Source organism: Eisenbergiella porci, assembly GCF_009696275.1.
Taxonomy (GTDB): Bacteria; Bacillota; Clostridia; order Lachnospirales; family Lachnospiraceae; genus Eisenbergiella; species Eisenbergiella porci.
This window is the reverse complement of sequence record NZ_VUMI01000009.1, coordinates 51,865-75,445: the sequence shown is the minus strand read 5'-3', so window position 1 is coordinate 75,445 and position 23,581 is coordinate 51,865. Positions and strand designations below refer to the sequence as shown.

The 23,581-nt window shown below is 51.4% G+C and carries 16 protein-coding genes and 2 pseudogenes; 6 read left to right on the top strand and 12 right to left on the bottom strand.

Translation table 11 applies throughout. The features are described from left to right. Positions 1-1,839 (bottom strand): family 43 glycosylhydrolase, encoded by a 1,839-nt coding sequence (locus FYJ45_RS07610; RefSeq protein WP_154464119.1) that lies wholly within the window; start codon positions 1,837-1,839, stop codon positions 1-3. Between the two features lie 530 nt (positions 1,840-2,369). Between FYJ45_RS07610 and FYJ45_RS32615 the strand changes: the two are divergent. The 3 genes and pseudogenes from FYJ45_RS32615 to FYJ45_RS33100 all read left to right on the top strand — a co-directional run bounded on the left by FYJ45_RS32615 (position 2,370) and on the right by FYJ45_RS33100 (position 4,875). Further along, positions 2,370-3,056, top strand: a pseudogene (locus FYJ45_RS32615) (response regulator transcription factor). Next, entirely contained in the window at positions 3,044-4,066 is a 1,023-nt protein-coding gene (locus FYJ45_RS07600; protein WP_195841723.1) for a histidine kinase dimerization/phospho-acceptor domain-containing protein, read from the top strand. Before FYJ45_RS32615 ends, FYJ45_RS07600 begins: the two are co-directional and overlap by 13 nt. After that, complete coding sequence (locus tag FYJ45_RS33100; RefSeq protein ID WP_154464117.1) at positions 4,063-4,875, top strand: ABC transporter ATP-binding protein; 813 nt, start codon at positions 4,063-4,065, stop codon at positions 4,873-4,875. The genes FYJ45_RS07600 and FYJ45_RS33100 overlap by 4 nt, the downstream gene beginning before the upstream one ends. 68 nt (positions 4,876-4,943) lie before the next feature. Here FYJ45_RS33100 and FYJ45_RS07590 read toward each other — a convergent pair whose 3' ends face one another. The 10 genes and pseudogenes from FYJ45_RS07590 to FYJ45_RS07545 all read right to left on the bottom strand — a co-directional run bounded on the left by FYJ45_RS07590 (position 4,944) and on the right by FYJ45_RS07545 (position 18,647). Next, complete coding sequence (locus FYJ45_RS07590) at positions 4,944-5,324, bottom strand: hypothetical protein (protein WP_154464116.1); 381 nt, start codon at positions 5,322-5,324, stop codon at positions 4,944-4,946. A gap of 68 nt (positions 5,325-5,392) precedes the next feature. Further along, positions 5,393-5,701, bottom strand: coding sequence for a hypothetical protein (locus FYJ45_RS07585; RefSeq protein ID WP_154464115.1), 309 nt, complete (start codon positions 5,699-5,701; stop codon positions 5,393-5,395). Between the two features lie 95 nt (positions 5,702-5,796). After that, positions 5,797-7,305: a leucyl aminopeptidase family protein gene (locus FYJ45_RS07580; RefSeq protein WP_235930700.1), complete on the bottom strand. Its 1,509-nt coding sequence runs from the start codon at positions 7,303-7,305 to the stop codon at positions 5,797-5,799. Next, positions 7,271-8,122, bottom strand: a complete 852-nt coding sequence (locus tag FYJ45_RS07575; protein WP_021637819.1) for a YitT family protein — start codon at positions 8,120-8,122, stop codon at positions 7,271-7,273. The genes FYJ45_RS07580 and FYJ45_RS07575 overlap by 35 nt, the downstream gene beginning before the upstream one ends. 879 nt (positions 8,123-9,001) lie before the next feature. Next, positions 9,002-10,579: pseudogene (locus FYJ45_RS33095) on the bottom strand (transglutaminase-like domain-containing protein); the annotation flags it as partial. A 190-nt stretch (positions 10,580-10,769) separates the two neighbouring features. Next, positions 10,770-13,040, bottom strand: coding sequence for a helix-turn-helix domain-containing protein (locus FYJ45_RS31725; RefSeq protein WP_154464113.1), 2,271 nt, complete (start codon positions 13,038-13,040; stop codon positions 10,770-10,772). A 525-nt stretch (positions 13,041-13,565) separates the two neighbouring features. Continuing rightward, the gene (locus FYJ45_RS07560) at positions 13,566-14,873 is read right to left on the bottom strand and encodes an alpha-L-fucosidase (RefSeq protein WP_154464112.1); all 1,308 of its coding nucleotides are present in this window, start codon (positions 14,871-14,873) and stop codon (positions 13,566-13,568) included. A gap of 9 nt (positions 14,874-14,882) precedes the next feature. After that, positions 14,883-15,788 carry a carbohydrate ABC transporter permease gene (locus FYJ45_RS07555; protein ID WP_154464111.1) on the bottom strand — a complete coding sequence of 302 codons (906 nt, stop codon included), beginning with the start codon at positions 15,786-15,788 and terminating at the stop codon, positions 14,883-14,885. A gap of 11 nt (positions 15,789-15,799) precedes the next feature. Then, positions 15,800-16,717, bottom strand: a complete 918-nt coding sequence (locus FYJ45_RS07550) for an ABC transporter permease (RefSeq protein WP_154464166.1) — start codon at positions 16,715-16,717, stop codon at positions 15,800-15,802. A 226-nt stretch (positions 16,718-16,943) separates the two neighbouring features. Beyond that, a complete protein-coding gene (locus FYJ45_RS07545; RefSeq protein WP_154464110.1) occupies positions 16,944-18,647 on the bottom strand; it encodes an extracellular solute-binding protein in 1,704 nt (567 codons plus the stop codon). Positions 18,648-19,091: 444 nt separating this feature from the next. On the opposite strand from FYJ45_RS07545, the gene FYJ45_RS31720 reads away from it, so the two are divergent. Beyond that, a complete protein-coding gene (locus FYJ45_RS31720; RefSeq protein ID WP_408609490.1) occupies positions 19,092-19,253 on the top strand; it encodes a hypothetical protein in 162 nt (53 codons plus the stop codon). Positions 19,254-19,542: 289 nt separating this feature from the next. Beyond that, positions 19,543-20,868, top strand: a complete 1,326-nt coding sequence (locus FYJ45_RS29505; RefSeq protein WP_195841722.1) for a DUF1186 domain-containing protein — start codon at positions 19,543-19,545, stop codon at positions 20,866-20,868. 37 nt (positions 20,869-20,905) lie between these two features. On the opposite strand, the gene FYJ45_RS07530 is transcribed toward FYJ45_RS29505, so the two are convergent. Continuing rightward, positions 20,906-21,634, bottom strand: a complete 729-nt coding sequence (locus FYJ45_RS07530; RefSeq protein ID WP_154464109.1) for a response regulator transcription factor — start codon at positions 21,632-21,634, stop codon at positions 20,906-20,908. 176 nt (positions 21,635-21,810) lie between these two features. Between FYJ45_RS07530 and FYJ45_RS07525 the strand changes: the two genes are divergently transcribed. After that, positions 21,811-23,532, top strand: a complete 1,722-nt coding sequence (locus tag FYJ45_RS07525; RefSeq protein ID WP_195841721.1) for a sensor histidine kinase — start codon at positions 21,811-21,813, stop codon at positions 23,530-23,532. Positions 23,533-23,581 lie beyond the last annotated feature (49 nt).

Genomic DNA, 23,581 nt, shown 5'->3' with positions numbered 1-23,581 from the left:
TTATTTCACCACAACCTCCATGGAAACCTCCGTCAGCTCCGGCGCCAGATCCTTTTCCTCCGTCATTTCCAGGATCGGATAGCCGTCGGCGCCAAAATGCACACGGCGCAGTCCTGAGCTTCTCGGCCCGTCAACACCCGGCTTGCCGTGGTAGGCATTCCACACCAGCCCGTCTTCATCCGTTACGTAGGAATTATGGCCTGTTCCATATTCCCCTTCCTTGCTCCTGGAGGACATCAGCGGATAATTTTCCTTCACCCAGCTTTCCGGGTTGAGCAGATCCGCATCAGGATCTGCGCTGAGCAGACCCACCACATAGGTGCTGTCCACAGCTGCACTGGAAAAGGTAAGGAATATTTTTTTATCCGTTATCAGGGTAAAAGGCCCCTCATCCACAAAGGTATGATTATTTGCCCAGCCATATTCCGGCATGGAAAGCAGGACAGGATCGGATATCAGCTTCCACGGCTCCTCAGGATTCAGTTCTGCGATATACAGCCACGCGCCCTGATCCACAGGATGGAACTGGCGCTGGGACCATGCCGCATAAACCCTTCCGCTGACCTCAAACTCCGTCATATCAAGCGTAATTCCCTGTTCCCCGTACAGATAGCTTCCGTCCTTTTTAACCACTCTTACCGGCATCTCCCAGTCGGAGGCCTTCATGGGATTTCCGTTCTCCTTCAGCGCCATCACATGGCACTGCTCCTTCTCAAACTCCTGCGGCGTCCCCGCATGGAAAATATACAGCCTGTCCCGTATAATATGGAACTCAGGCGCCCAGAGCAGATTCCCCAGATGGGGGTACATGGAGGTATTCAAAATACAGATTTCCTGGGCCGTAACAAGCTCCGGAATCGTATCCGCTTCCCGGATATACAGGGAATGATTGTTGTCATAATCATTGGTGGCAATAAAATAATATTTTCCCTTCCACTTGCCGATGCAGGGGTCGGCACGATGCCATGCAACAGGAAATTCATAATGATTCTGATGCACCCTGCCCGTCACCCGGTAAGTGCCCGGATGGGCAAAATCCACCTCCCCGGTGTACCAGTCCACTCTTTTTTCCACACAGGTGCCGTCGCTGTATTTAGCGTTCGCCCTGACCTTCTGCACATCCTCCGGCGATGCCGCGCATATCCGCTCCGGCACCTCATTTGCCACATTCACCGGCACCAGGAATTTACACCGCAGCCTCTCTGCCGTTTCCTCCCCTATGGATATAATATTGCGAAGCCTTGCCCCTTCCGGAGCTTCTCCTGAACCCGGCAGGACTGCCATCTCCGCAAGCGCTGCGCCGTCCTCCAGCCTCTCAGTCTGCGCCGCTTTCACCGCCTCCCCGGAAAGCTCCGGCAGATTGTATGCAAAGCAGCCGCCCTGCGCATCCTTCCACTTCAGGCAATAGCATCCCTTGTCCGCATCATACCTGCATACCGCATCCTCTGCCTGTACTCCCGTATTCAGATCAAGCAGCTCTTCCTCATGATACCGCACCAGATCCTTTGAGGTAAAAAGGAGCAGCTTTCCCCTGGACTCTTCATCCTCACTGCCGTCCGCTTCCGTCCTGCCCGCAAGGATCCCGAAAGTACCGTCTTCCATCTGAAAAAGCCACGGATTTTTCAGGCTCTTCGCATGCAGCGTTCCGTCCTCCCGCTGCGTTGCCTTTGCGTACAGTATGCCTGCGTTGTGATTCAGCGGAACAAAGCTTTCTCCCTCCCTGCGCAGCGCCAGATGCATGCTGTATGCCAGCTTCTCCGAATAGATGCTGTCCTCCCCAGGCTGCCTGGTGTAGCACAGTAATTCGTAATTATTTTTTCCGTTATCTCTGTTTTCCATTGGTTCCCTCCTGTTATCCAACATAAAACTGCTATAACTATTTTTTCACAAGACAGGGAGTAAAACAATGATTTTTTCTCAGATAAACTTGATTTATTCTTATACGGGAAGTTTAGGGGTAATTTAAAAGCAGCTTAAAGGGTGGCATAATGCAATACATAACATTTTCTCTTATTTCTGTTGTGGCTGATGTGGTTTGCTATTATATCGGCAAATGGCCGGATAGAAAATAAAAGCTAAGAAAACAGAAGCCAAACTGGGTTCTCCTGCCCTGATTAAGGAAAAAAGAATCCCCAGGGAGCTGCAACTCTCTGGGGATTCGCTTTGTGACATAATGCACATAGCGTCTTTTCTTTCCTTATAACATAGCCACGATATAGAATTGTCAAGACGATAGTAGAACCGGTCAAAAGCTGTATAGGTTGGTCTGTTTTATGCTATAATTCAATATCCTAAATTTGATAAAAACCAGATAATTACCTGCTATCATAAAAGAAACCCACCCGCCCAGGAAAGGACCGAAACTCCCCATGGAAAAAAAGCCTCCACAGAAAAAGAAAATACTCATCATAGACGACGAACAGGATATCACGGAAATGCTGCACTCCTTCTTTCAAATCAAGGGCTATGAAGCCATAACCGCCGACAGCGCTTCCCAGGCCCTTCGGCAGGTGGAAACCCGCCCTGACCTCATTCTTCTTGACATCAATATGCCCGGAGAAGACGGCTTCAGCCTATGCGGGAATCCGGGACTTCATCAATTGTCGCATCCTGTTTCTGACCGCCCGGGTGGAGGACGCGGATAAGGTGAGGGCCTTCCTGGCGGGCGGCGATGACTATATTGTAAAACCCTTTTCACTTCTGGAGCTGGAAGCCCGCGTGGCCGCCCATCTGCGCAGGGAACAGCGCAGCGCCGCATCCTCCCTGGCAAAATTCACGGACAGCCTGGTCATCGACTACGGCAGAAGAAAGGTCTTTTCCGCCGGCCGGGAGCTGCCCCTCGCCAAAAAATATTTTGCCATCGTCAGCCTGCTTTCCCAAAATCCCCGCCAGGTCTTTGACCGGGAACGCATTTACGAATCTGGGGATACGACGCCGAGGGCTGCAGCACCGTAGTGGCGGAGCATATCCGCAAAATACGCAGCGTATTTGAGGAATACGGCTGTAAAGATTATATTGAAACCATATGGGGAGTGGGATATACATGGAAAGAATAAAGCACACCTTCAAAAAACTAACCATCCGGAAAAGCTTCGCCCTCCTTATCCTGCTTTTCCTTCTGCTGGATATCTTCTTATGCCTGGCAACTGCGGGCCTGCTTCAGCTCCTTCCGGAAAAATACTATGCGCTGTCCTCCCCTCTCATAGTCTGTCTCTCTTCCGCCCTCTGTCTGGCCGCAGCCGCCTATCTCTTCTATAAATGCAAGCTGGAGGAACCGGTCCGACTGATCAAGGAAGCCGCCGCCAGAATCGGCAGGCAGGATCTGGACTTTCGTCTTTCCTATGACAGTGCCGATGAAATGGGCGAGCTTTGCCTCAGCGTGGAAAGCATGCGCCTTGCCCTGGAAGATAATTACCATCTTCTGTGGAGCCAGGCGGAAGAAAAAAAGCGCATTAACGCCGCCTTTGCCCACGATATGCGCACGCCGCTCACCATTATCAAGGGCTACCTGGAATTCCAGGAGCTGTCCGCAGGCAGCCTGTCTCACAAAGATCTGCAGAAGCAGGCCGCAGTAATGAAAAAACACCTTGCCCGCATGGAAAACTACATAGAGGCCATGAATTCCCTGCAGACGCCGGACGGCATCCGGGCCATCCCTTCCCTCATCCGCCCCCGAAAGCTGGAGGAGGATCTCTTCCGTACAGCCGCCATGCTCTGCGAGCGGCTTCACAAGTCCTTTGTCCCGGAATCGCAGCTTCCCGGATCTCCTCTGTCCGCCGATCCTGAAATCATCTCCCGTCGCCTCTTTTCTGCTGTTCCAGGATTCAAAGACACTGCAAAAAGCGGGGGACTAAAGACTGTCCGCGGCCTCTTCCCCCGCAAATGCCGCTGCGTTTTACAATTCTGCCTCTTCTCATTGAACCGCTGCCGGGGATTTCCTCATTCTGATATTTTTCCAAAACCAGATAAAAAGTTGAAAGATTGCCTATATACTGATAACAACCGCAGCAGTCAGGCTGTCCGAGCTGATGCGGGCAATCGCAGAAAGGAAACGGCATTCTTATGAACTATATCATCGAAACCCAAAATCTGACCAAATGCTACGGAGAACACGCCGCTGTCCGGGATGTAACCCTGCCCGTCCCCCAGGGCGCAATTTACGGCCTTCTGGGAAGAAACGGCGCCGGGAAAACTACGGTTATGAAAATGCTTTTAGGCCTGGCCCGCCCAACCTCCGGCTCCATCCTTCTCTTCGGCCTCCCCATGAAGGGCTTTCCCCGGGACATTTACAACCGCATCGGAAGCAGCATCGAAGCTCCCGGCTTTTATCCCCAAATGACGGCAAAGGAAAATCTCACCATCTTCTCCCGTCTGACAAGGAAGCCGGATCCGTCCCAGATAGAGCAGTCCCTTGATACGGTGGATCTTTCCTCTGACAGCCAAAAAACCTTTTCCCAATATTCCCTGGGAATGAAGCAGCGGCTGGCCCTGGCCAACGCCCTTCTTAAAAGTCCCCGGCTCCTGATTTTGGATGAGCCTGCCAACGGCCTCGACCTGTTTTTCAGAATTTCTCCCCCGTTCGCACCGGCCAATCCAGGGCAGTTCTCCGAACTGCTCCCCATAAGGCGCGCTGCCCTCATAGCAGCTGGAACGGGCTATAACATTCAGAATCCGGGCGGCGCAGGCCTGCAGCTCACCCAGCGTAAGCGCTTCCTCCCCTGCCTTTTCCGGATGCTCCACCGCCTCTACAATATCGTCCACATTCTTCTGGCAGCCCGGCATCTGCAGGTCATTCCCTGCTTTTATGCACAGCGGGGAGGAAGAAATGGGATACTTATGCACAGCCGCGCCAAACATAAAGGACGGATCCTGTGAGGTAAACCAGTCTGTCATCACAAGCCCCGCAAAGCCCTGTATACAACGCTTCGGCAAAGGAGCGCTCATCACTGCATAGGATATAGGCAACCTGTATCTGATCCATGCACCTTGAAAAATATTCCCGCATACGGGGCGACTTTTCCAATATAAGAATACGGCAGCTCCTGCGTCGCATGAAGCATACCGTCTCTACCCGCATACCCCGCATAGGTGAAACCATGCCTGTCCACCATTTGCTTCAGATAACCGACACACTCCTCCTGTTCCATAAGAGGCAGGGCATCCGCCGCCGTCTCCAGGGTATCCAGCGTATCCTCCACCGCCGCCTGGATATAGGTAACGATATGATCCGCCACCTCCGCCAGATGGCTCTGGTTTTCCTCCAGCAGGGTCTGATCAAAATTATGGATATAAAACGCTGAAACCAGCGCGAACACTATAATCACCCGACCAGAGCACCCGCAAAAATCCGGGTTCCCGCCTTTTTCCCCATACCACTCTTCATCTGCAACCCCTACCTTACCGGATTTTCCTGCATGCGCTCCGCACGCAGCCTGTCCATATTCCTGAGACAGTCCTGCGCTGTCATCCCGCTCCCGCTTTCCATAAATTCCAGGATGCAGGAGGCATCCATCTGTGAAAACCCCCGGATTCTCAGCCATGCTATGGAATCATGGAAATGTCTCTCAATCACACTTTCCGCCTCCAGATACTGCGGGGTGGAAATACTGGCTATCTGGTTTTTAAAAACAGGCGCCGTATAAATCCCCTCAAATGCGGCGTTATAATTATAGGAATCCGCCAAAAACGTAATAAAATTCAAAGCGGCATCCAGTCTCTCACTGTTTATGTCCCGTTAAAACTATTTTATAATTGTTACGATAAAAAGGAAAGGAAACGGCCGCTGCGGCATTCCCGTTATTCGGCCGCTTCCTTCAGCATGAAATACACCGAAGCAACCCCTGCGCCTGTCGCCCCTTTGGCTTCAAACGCATAGGTGGGCGTATCGCACCAGGCCGTACCTGCAATGTCCAGATGAATCCAGGGCTTTCCCTCACAGAATTCCCGGATAAACAGGCCTGCCGTGATTGTCCCGCAGCAGCTGGAGCCTACATTTTTCACATCGGCCACGCTGCTCTTAATCATTTCCACATGCTCCCTGCCGAAAGGAAAACGAAGGTATTTTTCCGCCGAATGCGCCAGTCCTTTTTCAAATATCCTGTAAAAATCATCATCATCCGACATCGCCCCCGCGATGGTATAGCCCAGCGCGTTCCAGGCCGCCCCGGTCAGCGTTGCGATATCCAAAAGCTTCGTTATCCCTTCATCACGGATACAAAAGCTCACCGCATCCGCCAGAATCAGCCTGCCTTCCGCATCAGTATTGAGAACCTCAATGGTTTTGCCGCCGTACCCTGTGATCACATCCCCCGGCAGCAGCGCAGACTGGGAAATCCTGTTTTCACACATGGGCAGGCAGGCCGTTACATTCACCTTAAGCTTCCTAGCCGCCACAGCATGGAGCGCTCCCGCAACGGCGGCCGCCCCTGCCATATCCCCCTTGATCCCGGCCATGGAACCGCTGGGTTTCAGACAATAGCCTCCGGTATCGCAGGTCACGCCCTTTCCTACCAGGCCGTATACCTCGCTGCTGTCCGGATTCCCCCGGTAGCGCAGGACGAGCATACAGGGCGGATACTCACTGCTGCCGCCCACGCCGTACAGCCCCTCCATTTTCATGGCGCGCAGCTGTCCGTAAACAAAGGTCTGCGCCTCGATTTCCACATCCTCCACGAAGCCCGTCACCGCCCGGTCCAGATCCATGGGACGCAGATGGTTCCCCGGCGTATTTACCAGATCCCTGGCAAAAAGGATATCCCCTGCCAGCTCTTGCGCCTCTTCAATTAATTCTTCCAGCCCTTCAAGCCCGCTGACCCTTTCCAGCTGGAAACAGCAGGGAGCCTCCTCCCTCTTTTCCCCGGAAAAAGAATAGCTGTAGCCTCCCAGCTCCAGCCCCAGCACGCTCTGCGTCACCGCATCCTTCCCCAGAAGCTGCGTGAAAACAGAGATATCAACGGAGCATTCCTTCACCTTCATCTCCCGGCACCTGGCTGAGGCGGCCGCCAGGATTTCCTTCACCTCCAGAAGCCCTGTCTCCTTTTCCTTACCGCACCCAACCAGCAGAAACGCCTGTCCCTGAACAGGCACATACAGCGTCTCCAGGTATTTTCCTTCAAAAACCTCCTCCAGCCCCAGCCGGAAGCTTCTGATATGGGGATCCTTCTCCCACGCAAAATCAATATAAAAACGGGCATTCTTCCCTTCCGTTACCGTAACCATTTTTCCATCCTCCCTTTTATCCAGATTCCATGACAAAGCCTTCCCGCCGGAATCACAGCATTCTTCCGAAGCCCTTGCCCACCACATTGCTGGCCTCCGCCACAATGATTAAAGCCTTTGGATCCACCCTGCGGATTTTTTCCTGGATTTTTGAACAGTCCGCCTTCCCTGCCGCTCCCAGAATCACCCTCTGGGTTTCGCTGGTATAACCGCCCTCCCCCTTCAGAATGGTGATTCCTTTATGCTCATCCAGGAAAACGCAGCGCACCTTGTCCGTGCATTCACTCATTACAATAATCAAATCCTTGGAATTCGCCTGGTTCACCAGCCTGTCCATAAAAAGCCCGGACACATATACCGTCACAATAGCATACAGGATGCTGTCAATGTTCCGGTAAACCACACCGGAGGCCAGGACGATTACCATATTGATGGCGGACACAAGCGTTCCCACCTTCAGGTGGGGAAAATACTTCTGCAGGATCAGGCCAATCATGGTAATGCCGCCCGTATCCGATGTGCCCAGATAAACCATTGCCAGCCCCGTGCCCATGAAGGCCCCGGCAAACAGCGCCGCCAGAAGGGCATTTCCCTGATAATGAGGCAGGACGGGCGCCAGCAGGTCCGTCATCAGTGACAGCAGTACAATGCTTGCCGTCGCCTTTCCCACAAATCCGGCCGGGAAAATCTTTTTCCACAGCACAACCGCCAAAATCGGGAAATTAAACAGGGCGCAGAACAAGCCCATGGGAAAACCCGTCAGGAAATTCACCAGGATGGCGATACCGCTGGCGCCGCCGGGCGCAATCCTGGCCGGCGCCGCAAAGCTCCTCATCCCTACCGTATACAGAAAAATACCAACCACATTCAGAACAATAACCGCTTTTGTATTCTTTTCCTTCACGTCCGTCTTTGTGCCGCCTCAGGGCGGCTTCCCCCTTTATCTGCTCAGAATTTTCAGCATGAGATCCACGCTTCCCACATTATAGCCGCTGCTTGCGTAAATCCCTGTCATACCGTCCTTTGTCACCACCAGCAGCGGAAGCTTTTCCGGATCCACATACATCCGTCTGGCGATTGGCTCCGGCGTTTCTCCCTCCGGGTCAAAATAAACGGAAACACAGGGGATTTTCTCCAGTGTGCGGGCAAGCGTGGCGTTGGCAAGCGCCTCCTCGTCCCTTACGATAAATATAAGCTTCGCCTCCGCCGCATTCCAGTCGCCCGCCTGCTGCATCAGTTCATTTAAAACATGCTCCGTAGGCTCCGCGCCTTCCTCCAGAAAACAGAGTACCGCGCTGCCTCCGGCCGTAAGCCGGGCCGCAGGACAGCATTTCCCGTCCGCATCCGTCACCTCAAAATCAGGAAGCTCATTGTTCACAAGCATATCCTCCAGGCTGCCCTCCCGCAGACTCATGGATATTTCCCTGCGCTCTCCGTCTGTCAGCCGGAAGGTACGCTCCGCCACATGCTGGTTGCCGTTTGGCATGCGCGAGGTGATGAGCAGCCGGTAAATCCCCGGCTCCAGGGACAGCTCCAGGCAGTTTCCGCCAAAACGCAGGCCTTCATAATCCAAGGTAACAAACTGCAGGCCGTCCAGCTTCCCAATCGTCCAGGTCTGATAATAAATCCATTTGCTGCCGTCCTCCACCTGCAATACCAACGACGCGTCCGTATTCCCCGGCGCGGCATCAGCTTTCCCTTGTCCAACGCTCTTCCCCGGCGTACGGAACTGCGTTCCCGTATAATACTCCGGCTCCGCCGTCACCCGGTTCAGCCTGGCGGGAATCCCCAGGGTACGGCAGGCTGCCGCAAACAGGATTTTCCTCGACGTTTCATTCCCCTGCTTCAGCGTCAGGCAGCCCACCGGCGTGGCGCAGATGGTCCGGTAATCAAGCGCCGGTTCATAACTGATTTCTTTTTCTATATAAGCCCAGAGCTTCTCCGGATCTTCCCTGAATGCTTCTTTCTCCGCTTCCGTAAAATACCCGTCAATAAAGCTGTGGTAAGCCGTCAGCTCTTCATAATAAATCCTGGGGCACAGCAGATATTCCCGGTAAATTTCCTCCGGCCATGCGCCCCTGACCTTTTCCGCCCCGCAAAGCGCATCCTCCAGCACCGCTGCCCTTACATCCAGATAATCCTTTGCGCTTAAGCTGTGAAGCAGCGCTTTCCTGTGGGGATTCCCATCCTTTTCCAGGAACCGGAGCACCTCGTCAAAATTGCCGGCCGCAATGCGCAGCAGCTCCTTTTCCTCCGGATACCTGGCCGCAGCCTCCTCCCGGTAAAAGGAACGGATTCTCTCCTCCCGCATTTTATTGGCGGCGGCAAGCCGCAGCCGCTTTCTCCGCTTCTGCTCCGGTGTCACAGCGCCCGGATTCATGGGATAATCCTCCGGTGCAGTTATTTCCTTTGGCTCCCACACATCCCTGATCCAGTTATCTTGCGCCACAGCAGCGGCCAGCACGATTTCCGCCCGCTCCTGCCTTGCCCCGGATACGAGCTGTTCTCCAAAATAACCGCCGGCCTGCGCCCTCACATGGAAATCTCCCAGCCCCGCCGTCAAGTACACCTCGCCTTTTTCATCCGTTGACAGCGACGCCACGCTGCAGTACTCTCCCATATTCAGGATTTCAAAGGAAACCAGCGCGTCCTTTACCGCCTTTCCCTCCCGATCCTTTACCGCCACCGTAAGCCTGCGGGTCCGGGCATAGACGGAGGTATTGTTATAGAACCAGGTCACGCCCTCCCTGCCAATACATTCCTCCGCTTCCTCTCCGGTAAAATCTGAAAAATTCCTGCTGTGCACCAGCAGCGCGCGGCTGGATGCATGGGAAAACCATCCCTTGTTAAGCACCTCCTCCGGCTCGCACGCCCCCAGGAAGTACCACCGGCCCTCCGCCCATACCTCCACCCAGGCATGGTTATCGTCGCAATGGGCCCATCTGGGAGTGTATACCTGTCGGGCAGGGATGCCGACGCTGCGCAGCGCCGTCACCATAAAGGTGGATTCCTCCCCACAGCGCCCCTTCCCGCTCCTGTATACCGTCATGGGTGATGCGGTTCTCATATCGGACGCCTGGTACGTTGCATGCTCCGCACACCAGTAATTGATTTCGATTACGGCCTGACGGGGTGATTTCCAGAGCTCCTTCCCGGTCAGCCTATCCTTCAGCTGTTCATAAAAAAAAGCCCTGTTTTCACTGATGTCCTCGGAATTGATCCGGTAATACAGCACATGGTTCACAAAAATATCCTCCGGAAGGGCGGCGCACCACGCCACATGCTCCCGCAGCCAAAGCCCATGTCTGACAAAGGAAAGGAACACCCGGAAATCATACTCCCCCGCATCCCGCAGAGGCATCGTGCCGTAGAAAAACCGCATCAGCGCCGCTTCCTCCGGCGTGCACCGGGAAAATCCCTCCTCCAGTCCGGCCCGCACCGTTTCCAGATACGGCAGCCTTTCCGCATATTTTTTCTCCGCATATTCTATCAAACGATTTGATAACATTTTCATACCTCCCATCCATCGCGCCGGCGCGCGCATCCATGCATCATTTATTATCCAGCCCCTCCGCATAATAGCTGGGTGCCAGCCCCATAACACGCTTAAATGCCCTGCGGAAGGAAAAATCGCTGCCATAGCCCACAGCCTCTGCCACGTCCTTTACCGGGACCTGTTTTTTCAAAAGCTCGCAGGCCATTTTAATCCTTTCATTTTCCAGATACTCGCTGAAGCTCATGCCAAACAGCGACTTAAACTGCTTATACAGCCTGTTTTCAGAAACCTGCAGCTCTTCCGCCAGCTGGCTGAGATTAAAATCCTGCCGGTTATATTTTTCAGCCACCGTTTTCCGGATCGACTGCTTCAGGGCATCCGCATCCTGCTCCTCTTTTTTCCTCTTCTGACCGGAGGCGCCGGCCAGCAGCTGTCTGCATATCCCCGCTAGCTCTTCTAGGCTCTCCGCCCCGTTAATCCGCTCCTCTGCGCCGGAAGCGGCGTCCTCTTCCTCCTTCAGCGCCCGCAGCACGGTAGCCCGCACTAGATCCGTCAGGTATCCCGCCATGGTGACGGAAAGTTTCCTGTAGGTAAAGTTTTCAAAGGTGAGCACCCGGAAAATATCGTCAATCTCCTCCTGGTTGCCCTGGCGGATGCTCTTTACAAGAAGAAGCTCCGTCTCTATGGGGAAAAAGAAGCTGTCCGTCTGCTTCGGCATTTCCTCCTTGCACATCACGGTACGCATGTTATGGAAGGCCAGATATTCCGTGATCTCCCTGGCATCGTCACAGGAGGTGGCGATTTCCATCCGATCCGTCACATTCCTGCCCAGCCCCACATAGGTTTCCAGCTCTTTTTCCATGAGAAGGCTCTCCCCGAAGTCTGTCAGCAGCTCCCGGATGGTCTCCCTCGCTTCCTCCCTGCTCACGGGAAAAATCAGGGCGCTGCGGGACTGATCCAGCTCACAGTAAATCTTGGAGATGCAGATCTGCTCCTGTATGTATTCCCTGATGAACAGCCGCAGCTCGTTCCACTGCTCCAGATCCTTACTCATAACACTGCTGCGTATCTGAATTACCGCAGCGCAGTAGGCATCCCCCTCCAGGGTGATGTCCACGCTCTTAAGCTCCTCTTCCAGCTCCGCGCCGGAGGTATATTCTCCGAACAGCAGCTTGCGCACCACTGCCGTGCGCATGAAATTCTTCTGCAGCTTCAGCGTTGTCTGCAGATTGGCGGCGCTGTCAAGCAGGTAGGGAATGCCCTCCCAGAAGCTGCGCACCGGCTTCCCGTTGCCCTGGGCCGTTCCGAATTCATCCTGATATCTGCTGAAGGAAAGAACCACGTCCCTGCGCTTCCTCCACAGCCCGATACATACGGCCAGCCCCGCCAGCATGGCCGTCACGCACAGCGCCACGATAATATATTTTATGGAACCGATCTGGCCCAGCAGCGTTTTTTTCGGCAGTATGGAAACATATCTGTAAGGGGAACCGGGATTTTCCACCGCACATATGATATAACGTTCCCCATGCAGGGAGAATTCCCCGTCCTTTTTCCCTAGGATGTAATCCATGGGCAGCTCGTCCGCTCCCACGTCACAGTTTTCCCCGGTAATGATTTTCTGGAAGTACTCTCCGTCCCGCTCCTTATCCAGCATCAGCGTTATTCCCTGCCCATGGATCAGGTTGTTGCGCAGCTGTCCTTCTATCAGGTTGTCGTTAAGCACCACCACCAGCGTCCCTTCGGGATTCTCATAACCGCTGAAGGGGAAGGACTGGGCCACCATCAGCTTCTTATCCGTCCCGTCGTCCTGCAGGCGGAGCACATCCTTGCTGTATACCTTGCCGGCGAAGGTTTCCAGCAGCTCCTTATAGCTTTCGCTGCCAAGCATGCCCACGGAAGCGTAGCCTCTGTCATCCGCGGGGACCACCACCTTGTCCATCACCATGTATTCCCCTTTTTCAAAGAAAAAATAAATGTTTTCTATGGCGGCGTTGAACATGGAATAATCCGACAGCGACCGGATATACAAATACATATCATAATAATCCTTTTCCTGCCGGATCTTGCTGCAAAGATCCCGCAGCTCCGGGGAATTGCTGATATAGCCTCCCATATTCCCGGCCTCTTCAATACTCCGGTTCACCTCCAGCGCGGTCATATTCAGCGTTGTAAACATCTTTTCCTTCTGCACGGACAAAAGCAGGCTGGTAGCCGTAAAATAAATAATCACTATGGCAAGCAGCGGCGCCGCCAGGATAGAAAGATAGGAAACCAGCAGATTCATGGATAACTGGTTCACTCTATATCGTACAGGTCTTCTCACAGTATCTCTCCCCTTCTTTTCTTTCGTACAGCCGTTAAAAATACCCGGCTCCCCCGGAACGCATCCGACACCGGAGCCTCCCCGGCATCACGTTCTCCCGTCTTTGCAGCCGCACCCTGCCCCAGCTGCCCACCCGTCCATTATACTATAAGGAAAAAAAGATTACTATGAAAAACCGACCTGTTTTCGCATGAAAAAAGGTCTCCCGTTCCCGCCTCACAGGGGCTCTCGCCGCCGCGGTCCTGCCTCCCGGCCTTTCCGTCTGCCGCCCTGCCCGGATGTTGTTTTCTGTAAGGGTCGTTTAAAAACGCCGGTCCTTACGCCGCGTATTTTGCGGCGTTAGTACCGCTGCGTTTTTAACCGAGCGAAAGCAAGACGACTTTCGGTCGTCTGCCCTCTAAGAAACAACATCCGGGCAGGGCGGCAGACGGAAAGGCCGGGAGGCAGGACCGCGGCGGCGAGAGCCCCTGTGAGGCGGGAACGGGAGACTCCGGCATATTTTCAATCTGCCGGAGGACACCGCAATTATTCATTCATTTCCACTGCCAGCACATAATCTGTGGGATCCGGCAGCACGGGATCGGGGCCGAGGGAGGCGAACACAATATCAGGATAATCGCTGTGCACCCAGCTATCGGACACCGGGATTTCATAGCCGTCCGCCAGCGCCCGTATTTTCTTCACCCTGGATTTATCCAGACCGAGAAGGGGTACCGGGCCAATGGTATTTTCAAACATATGGAAATAATAGGTATTTCCCTTCCTGGTAACCCGTCCGTAATCCGGCTTGGGAACGCCGGCCGGCCCGCAGCCGTAAATGCTGTCCCCGTTTTTCTTCATCCACCGGCCGATTTCCTCCAGGATCTCCACCGACCGGGGCGGGAAATTGCCGTAGGCGTCAGGCCCCACATTCAGAAGCATGTTTCCGCCCTTGGATACGCATTCCACCAGCTTCTTGATAAGCATCGGGGCCGGCTTGTAAAAATGGTCCGTCCCGCAGTAGCCCCAGTGATTGTTCATGGTCACGCAGGCCTCCCAGGCAAGCGGCCTGCCTTCCTTATCCAAAAGTCCGTTGGGCGGAATTATCTGTTCCGGGCTTACAAAGTCCCCATGATAAGGCGTGGGGCTGCATTCCGCCAGAGAACCCATTCCTTCCCCGCTCACCTCCAGCCTGTTATCGATGATCACCTGCGGCTGCAGGGAACGCACCATGTTGATCAGCCGGGTGGCGCCCCATTTCTCCCCGCGCATGTCATCGTAGGAGAAATCAAACCAGAGCAGATCCAGCTGTCCGTAGTTGGTGCAGATTTCCTCCACCTGCCGGTGCATGTATTCGATGTACCTGTCAAAATCCCGGTTTTCATTTCCGCATTCCGGATGGTTGCGCATGGGATGGTTGCGATCCTGGTAATGGGGATAATCGTCATGATACCAGTCCAGCAGGGTGAAATAAAGCCCCACCTTCAGCCCCTCCGCCCGGACCGCCTCCACATATTCCTTCACCAGATCCCGCCCGGCCTTTGTATTTGTCGCCTTGTACTCCGTATACTTACTGTCAAACAGGCAGAAGCCGTCGTGATGCTTGGCCGTGAGCACCATATATTTCATACCGGCCTGCTTTGCCATCCTCGCCCATTCCCTGGGCTTAAAATCCCTGGCGTCAAATTCCTCAAAATACTTCTGATACTCTTCAATTGTCATTTCCTCGGTGCTGCGGATCCACTCCCCCCTTGCGGGAATGGAATACAGCCCCCAGTGGATGAACATACCGAATCTTGCGTCCCGGTACCATTCCATCCTCTTCTCATATTCTTCTCTGTTAAATTGATACATGTCCTTTCCTCACCCTTTCACTGCTCCAATCATAACACCTTTTACAAAATATTTCTGCACAAAAGGATAAATACACAGAACCGGCAGGGAAGCCACAACGATGGTGGAATATTTCAGCAGGTCCGTCAGGCCTCTCTGCGCCGCAATGGCCGAAGCGTCGCTTACCATCGTGTAATCCACCTGATTCAGAATCAGGATATCCCGCAGTACAATCTGCAGCGGTACCATTGTCTGGTTTTTCAGATAGATCATGGCGTCAAAGTAGGAATTCCATTTTGCCACCCCGTAATACAGCACAAGGACGGCCAGAATCGGTTTTGACAGCGGCACCACCACCCGAAGCAGATATTTGAAGGGCGTACAGCCGTCCAGCTGTCCAGCCTCATACAGTTCATCCGGAATGGAATTCACAAAATAAGTCCGGCAGATGATCATATTGTAAGTGGACATGGCGGAAGGGATGATCATTGACCACCTTGTATTTACCAGTCCCAGGGAATTTACCAGCATATATGTAGGAATCAGCCCGCCGCTGAAATACATGGTAAACACAAAGATCATCGCCACCTTGTTCCTGGCCGTAAATTCCTTTCTGGACAACGGATAGGCGCACATTACGGTCATGACGATATTGACTAATGTCCCCACTATCATATAGTAAAAGGAATTGGCAAAGCCGGTGAGAATATTCCTGTTCTTAAAAACAGCCTGATAGCCCCGCAGCGTGGGACGCACCGGCAGGAACCACACTTCATTGCTGATTACCGCCTGCGGGTCGGAAAACGAGGCGCTCACAATATAGACCAGCGGCAGAAATACCACCAGCATAATGACCGCCAGCAGGATATAGATCAAAATGATAAATATTTTATCTCCCAAAGGAGCCTTCCCGAACTTTTTCAATTGATTTCCCATAACGCTCCCCCTTACCACAGACTGGTTTCCGTAATTTTTTTGGAAATCTGGTTCACTGTTACCAGCATGATGAAGCTCACCAGCGACTGGAACAGGCCCGCCGCCGTGGAGAAGCCGTAGTCTGCGTTCACCAGGCCGACCTTATACACGAAGGTGGCGATAACTTCGGATTTTGCCAGGTTCATGCTGTTCTGCATCAGGAATACCTTGTCAAAACCGATATTGATCATATTGCCGCAGGCGAAAATCAGCATTGTCACCACAGTGGGCCGGATAGCCGGCAGATCCACATGCCAGATTCTCTGCAGGCGGCTGGCGCCGTCCACAATGGCCGCTTCCTTCAGCTCCGGGCTGACGCCGGCCAGCGCCGCTATGTAAATAATGGCCGAATAGCCCGCCGTCTGCCATACGCCGCTCCATACATACAGGCTTCTGAAAATATCCACATCCCCGAAGAAATTCACCGGCCCTACGCCGAACAGCCCCAGCAGCTTGTTGATGATGCCGATACGCAGATCCGTCATCTGCATGAGCATGCCGACCATAACCACCGTGGAAATAAAATAGGGAGCATAGGTTATCATCTGTACAGTTTTCTTGAATTTTACCGCCTTCACCTCATTCAGCCCCACCGCCAGCAGAATCGGGATGGGAAAGCTTGCAAGAAGGCTGTAAAAGCCCAGCACCAGCGTATTGATAATAACCTTGGAGCTGGAAGGGGACAGCAGGAACTGTTTAAAATACCTCAAACCCACCCAGTCGCTGCCCCAGATCCCCTTTCTGATGCTGTAGTCCTTAAAGGCCAGAATCACTCCGCCCATGGGAATATAGGCAAATACAATGGCATAAATGAGCGGCGCCGCTATAATCGCCCAGAACTGCCAGTTGGAATTCTTTACCCTGTTCTTATTTTTTGCTTTTACTTTCATCGCACCTGTTTTCAAAGCATTCCCTCCTCCTCTGCCTTAAGCTCGAAATCCTTTGCTGCCCGTCCCGGCCTTCTTCTGTAGAAAAAGGCGCCCCCTTTTCCGGAGGCGCCTTCGCTCCTGACACCGGCAGCGCCTTACGGCAAATGCCATTTATTCCTGCGGACACCAGCCGGACTGATACACGTATGCGTCCGCCTGACAGCTGCCGCGAGGGTCAAATACCATTTTACTTTGAGCTTTGCCTGTCATATGCGGTCTGATAAACCTCCAGCAGCGTAGGCAGGCCTACGTTGTCAAAGCCTTTTACATAAGAATCCCAGTCCTTGTCGAAGTCCTTTCTTCCGGTAATGAACGCCACCTTGTTTTCCTCAATGTAGTTTTCCACCTCCACACCTATGGTCTGGATTTTGGTAGCCTCCTCATCCGTCAGCTTCAGGTAAGGCAGCACATCCCAGTCGCCTTCCTTCTGCGCATACGGCTCCATTTTTTCCTTGGTAGCGTCATACAGCAGCTTCTCCAGGCCCAATGAGGTTCCCACATCCACGTTCTGATCCGTGCTCTCGCCAAGACGGAACTCTGCGGGGAAATACTTCACCTGCACGTCCTGCCAGTCATGGTTCTGCGCCTCGCCGGAATAAGGATTGAGCACCTCATACATGGCCGGTTCGCCGTTCAGGCCCTTCTTTCCTTCCGGATTGAGCACCCAGTCGGTGCCTTCTTCAGCGCCGTACTGAGAGGAAAGCGCGCCCTCTGTGGTAAAAAAGTAATCAATCCAGCGAAGCGCTGCTTCCGGATATTTGCATTTGTCGGTAACGAAGAAGTCGCCTTCTCCCAGACCTGCATATTTCATATAGGTAGCCCGTCTGGTTCCGTCCGGGCCGGCAATGGGAGCCATTACCTGATAATGTCTGTAGGTTTCATTATTGTTGTCCGCATCAAAATGGTTGGAAATAGTTCCGCAGGGCAGGAACAGAACCGGTTCGCCTTCCTGATTGGCCAGGGCGCGCAGCTGCTCCTCTGTCTGTGTGAAGTCGCCGTCATAAATAGCGCCCAGTTTATACAGACTATTCATATATTTCAATGCTTCCTTATACTCATCGGTATTGGCAATCGTCCTTATCTTGCCTTCCGGTGCCAGGCCTACCTCCACGCGGTAATCCTGGGATTTGGAAGGGGAAAGTATGAAGGCGTTGGTCATCCATTCCTCAAATCTGGCATGCCAGCCGTCCTTCGCCCCGCCTACCGCTATACCTGTAGGGTTGATTTCCAGAAATTTCTTACATGCATCATAAAATTCATCCGTGGTGGTGGGGACATCGATCCCCATCCTGTCCAGCCAGTAGGTGTTCACCCACATTTTCTTGGCGTACATACAATGGTAGCATTCGTTAAGCCCGCAGATAGCGTAAATATGGCCGTCCGTCTGCCTGGTAGCATCTATATATTCTCCCATATTCGCCATATAGTTGGGCATATTTGCCTCAATTAAATCGTCCAGCTGCAGAAGGATGCCTTCCTTTACGCCGTATTTTGCCTGACTGGGGCTTGCAAACATGATCATGTCCGGGTAATCGCCCGTACTGAAGGCCAGGTTCAGCTTGGTTTCCCAGTCATCTCTGCTGCCGGTCTCAAAGTTGATCTTGATACCGGTCTTTTCTTCCAGAAATTTAGTAAAATCATTGGTTGCGAAATCCTCCACGTTAGGCATGGATACGCAGAACAGCGTCAGTTCTATAGGTTCCTTTACAATAGGATAGGTACCCGTCTCCGTAAGAATGCCTGTGGAGCCTGAATCGGCCTGTGCCCCACCATTCTCCGCGTTCTCCCCGGTACCTCCTGTTTCCTTTGTGGTGCCCCCGCCGCAGGCTGCCAGACTGAACGTCATGAGCAGGCAAAGCAGAAGCGCTGTTGCTTTTTTCAGCTTTCTCATTAATCTCCCTCTCCTTTCTGTAAATCAGCTCCATTATAGCTGTTTAGTCCCTTGAGTTTGTGCATCTTTCAGAACTATAATTTATTTTAATGTATCTATAAGCAATTACTACGCACAATTTTTATTTTAGCCAGACATTTTTATGCAAAATATCCGAAAACGCCCATTTTATGGGTATTCCGGACATGTCTAAAAATGTGCGGCTTATTTCGTCAAAACCTCCGATGCCGGATACCCTGACAAAAACCAGTTGCGTTACTGTTACAGGAACCGGATAATTACAATAATATAATAATTGACACATACATTTTAGTAACTTACAATGAAAACAGAGGTAACTGTGAAAACACCGGACAGTTATGTGTTGAGACATAAAATTAAGAAGCAGGAGGTGTAGATGCTGAGAAATACCCGAATCTTCCCTATTTCCTTTTCGGGCACAGCATGGGCTCCTTTATCGCCAGGGATTACGCAGCAAAATACGGCGATGAGCTGGCGGGCGTCACCATCTGCGGCGCCACCGGAAGCTTCCGCGGCGCGGCGGAAACCGCCCTGCTTCTCAAAATAGCCATGGACAACGGCCTGGGGACCGATTCCAATCCGTAATTTACCGGTGCCCTCATGGGCTGGATGTGTGAAACCGGGCATGAGGTTACCACGAGGGGCTATTCCGGCTACCGCCATGAGATACATAATTACAGTGATATCAAGGATGAGGTGGAGGATGGCATCCTTTAGTTTATGCTGGCGGCGGTTCTCTCCTGATACAGCGGGAACCAGCAGGCTTGCATAAGGCCGGGCCAACGAGTGCCATCAACGGAAACTGCATCCCCAATACCGGTCCTGCAGAAAGCCGGTCAGACTTAATTATCAGCAAAATACAAGGAGCTACCACATGAAAAACACGATGTCTGTGCAGACAGCAATAGAAAAAATCACTTATTTTACCAGCGAGTTTCCTGAAGAGCCGTTCCGCGTATTGTCAGAAAACCAGCAGGAAGCCATCCCTTACTTAATGGAAGGCATAAAGAAAGCCATAACGGAGCAGGAACGGCTGGATGAAAATTATCAGCTGCATTTTTACGCGCTTTTTCTTCTTGCGCAGTTTGGCTATAAAGAAGCCTTTCCTGCAGTGATAGAACTGATCTCCGTACCCAGGGATACCTTGGATTCTTTACTTGGCGGTGCAATTACGGAAGGACTGGACGATTGCCTTTATAGTCTGTATAACGGCGATATTGATTTGCTGGAATCTTATATTGTAGAAACGCAGTCCGACAGCTTTGCAAAAAATGCGGCGCTCAAAGTCTGTATCCAGCTATACTATGATGGGAAAATGCAGCAGCAGGAACTGACGGATTTATTCAAAAAGCTGATTTATGCACCGGTGATTGAGGATGACACCTTCGATACCATGGTTTCCGCTGCTGTCTGTGACTGCCGCCTGTTTTCCATGCTTCCGGACGTTAAATATCTTTATGATAACGATCGTGTGGATGAATCTTATTACGGTGATTATGCATACTGTGTGGATTCCATATTCGATTACAGTCCTTACCGCAGCGACAGCAACGGCTGTAAAAGAATCAGCAGTGCTGCTGACACCCTGAGGACATGGGCTATGTTTGACCAGCATTCTGACACACGGTCTCTTAAAGACATTAAGGAGGATTTCGAAAAACTGCTGCATGATATGACTTTCTCTGCGCAGCCGCAGGTAAAAATCGGAAAAATATATCCCAACGATCCCTGCCCCTGCGGAAGCGGAAAGAAATATAAAAAATGCTGTATGAATAAAACTGATGACAACAAAGAAGATTTTATCATGGCGGCGGACAGGAAAAAATGGCTGAAGGATTATCCTGAAGATCCCGATTGCCGGGTTGAGGGCCATATCTACCTAAGTGATTTTTACGACCAGAAAAGTATAGAAACAGATAAGCTAGTCTACCTCGCCCTGAAGCACCGGCAGGGATTTATTACCCAGCGTGAAACACCGGAGCAAATGAGCAAACGCCAGCTCTATTATCTGCGCAGGGCTTTTGCCAGATATACCGAAAGGTGCCAGGCGGAAGGTATCCGCACCTTTCAGGAATATGATGACAAGTACAGTATCCACTATCCCAGCGCCGTCTGGCTGAATTACCTGATGCAGCTGCTGAAACAGGAGGAGCTTTCTGCCGAGCTGAATGAAGTAACAAAATTTTGTGCCGGAAGGTAATCGGAATCAGTGAGGCTGTCTATAGACTGAGGTATACTTAATCCATGGATATTTTCTGTTTATTCCTGAAATCGGCTGGTGAACATCCTTCATATTTGGAAAATGCTTTGGAGAAAGTAGATGCAGAATCATATCCGACTTTATATGCAATATCCGATATTTTAACACTGGGATCACAAAGATAACTTTTAGCTCTCTCGATCCTGCGGCGGTTGATATACTCCGGAAACGTATATCCGGTATACTCCCGGAACCGTCTGCTGAAATAATGATAACTCATTGCAATACTTGCAGCGGCCTCCTCCATGGTAAGGTTTGTGCTCAAATGCTCTTCAATATAAGATAGTACCGTATCAAACTGCAGGGTGTTTCCCGAAATGCTCTTTGTTCCGTTCCCTGGACTGTCTTTAACCGGCAGTATCTTTTCCTGCAGTTCCTGTATATCCACAGGCTTGAGGAGATAGTCCCTGGCACCGTTTAAAAAAGCACGCCTGACCAAATCATAATCATCATATCCGCTGAGCACATATATGCGGATACCTTCATAATTTTTCTTTACGTAAGAAATGAGGGACAACCCGGATATTCCCGGCATATTAAGATCCGTTATTAAAACATCCGGCTCACACTCCCTGATCGCTATTTTAGCATCCACAACACTGTGCGCCATTGTACACTCAAATTTTTCCCTACCCGCAATCCTTAAAAGCTTGGATTTTACATTTTTACAAATCAATATATCATCATCTACAATAAGAATTCTCATAGGGAGCTCTCCATTTCAAAAAATAACAGTTCAGACCTGGCTGCTTCATTTGCAGGATTTCAGCAAGGGCTGGTTCTTTTAGTATAACATATCCCCCTTCAGCTCTCAATATGGGCTAAAACCGCCCAGAGCTGAAAACCGCCGATCCGCAAACCATGAAAACCAGAGGTGGCAATATGAACCAAAACAGACTTTTTATCAAATTTTCGTCCGCATTCCTGGGCTTTATCCTGCTTCCTTTCATGCTCATCCTGATCTTTTTGCTGTTAAGGGCAAACCGGCTGCAGGTGCAATACAATTTATCCCAAAATGAAATCCTGGAAAACCAGACGGTCAGCGCTGTACTCCAGCAAATGAAGCTGGCTGAAAATATGTGCAAAACCGTTATACAGAATCAGAATTTACTTGACTTTCTGGATAAGCAATATGAAACAACACCTGATCTTCTTTATTACAGGACAACGATCCGGGATTTTGTGAAGGTTACGAACGGTGTCTCCGATATTAAACTGCGCATTTACCTTGAAAATACCACGATACCGATGGGTTTCGGTATTTTTTACCCCATCTCCTATATTGACCGTACTGCTTTTTTCAATAATTTTTATCAATCGGTGAATCAGGAAGATATCTGGCTTTCGGGCAGCTTCGATGAGGAGCTCCCCTCCATCCAGAGGATTGGCAGCAAAGATACGTATCACTATTTTCACAAAATTCAGGTTGGGACGCGTTTAATCGGGGTTATCGAAGCACTTGTCCCGGAACAGGTTTTTTTCGTCAAGGATTCTCTGTCGGAGGGAATTTTCGAACCTGCCATGCAATCCGGCTATCATATATTTAATTATTCCTCTTCCTATCTTGATTCCGAAAGGCTTAGTGAGATCGTCGAAGGCCCCCGGTCAGGGAACAGCGGTCATATAATCTATTCAAAATATGATATTGATAATACTCCCTTTCACACTATTACTCTTTCGGACAGCACCCAGCTCACCGGCATTTCCATAGCACTGATGCTGCTTCTTCCGTTGCTTTTTATCGTCATGATGTCTGGTTTCTTTGCCTATAACCGCCGTGTAATCCAGGATATCCATTATTGTCTTGACAGAATGGAATATGCGGTAGAGCATAATTTTGAGTCTTCCGTAGCCGGTATGGATGCCGTAGCCGGCAGAAAGGATGAGCTCTCCGTTCTGGCTGTGAGGATTAATTATCTTCTTACACAGATCCGGACGCTGCTGGATCAGAAAATTCAGGAAGAAACTGCTGCAAAGCAGGCGGAGCTTCTGGCGCTGCAGCATCAGATAAACCCACACTTCCTGTATAATACGATGGAGATATTTTCCTCCCGCATGGAGCTTGCCGGGTTATATAAGGAGAGCGCCGCTGTTTCCGCCTTCTGCAGGATGCTTCGCTATAATATCAATTCCAAGGAACTGATGGCCACGCTGAACGGCGAAATAAAGATGGTCAGAGATTATCTGGCACTCCAGAGCATCCGCAGCATTCCGTTTCAAGTGGATTTTCAAATCCCCGATGAGTTGCTGGAAGAACGCTGCATCCGGTTTCTTTTAGAGCCTTTTATTGAAAACAGTTTTAAATACAGAGGAGATGCCAATCCATTATCCATTACTATATCGGCTCTGAAACAGGGCGACGATATTTGTTTTCTTATAGAAAACAACGGGGAACCGCTTTCCCCGCAACGGGTATCGGAATTGAATTACCGCTTTGAAAGCGCTCCTGTCAAATTAGAAACCGACGGAGAACGAATCGGTCTGAATAACATAAACTCCCGATTAAAGCTTTTTTATGATGATAAACATTTTATACGGGTAAGCTGTGAAGGCGGAATTACTTCTTTCCGTTTCCACATCGAACGGCGGCCGGCCCTGCATTAACAATCCATACTATTCTTATGCCGCATTCCCCATTTCCTAAAAGGAGGAA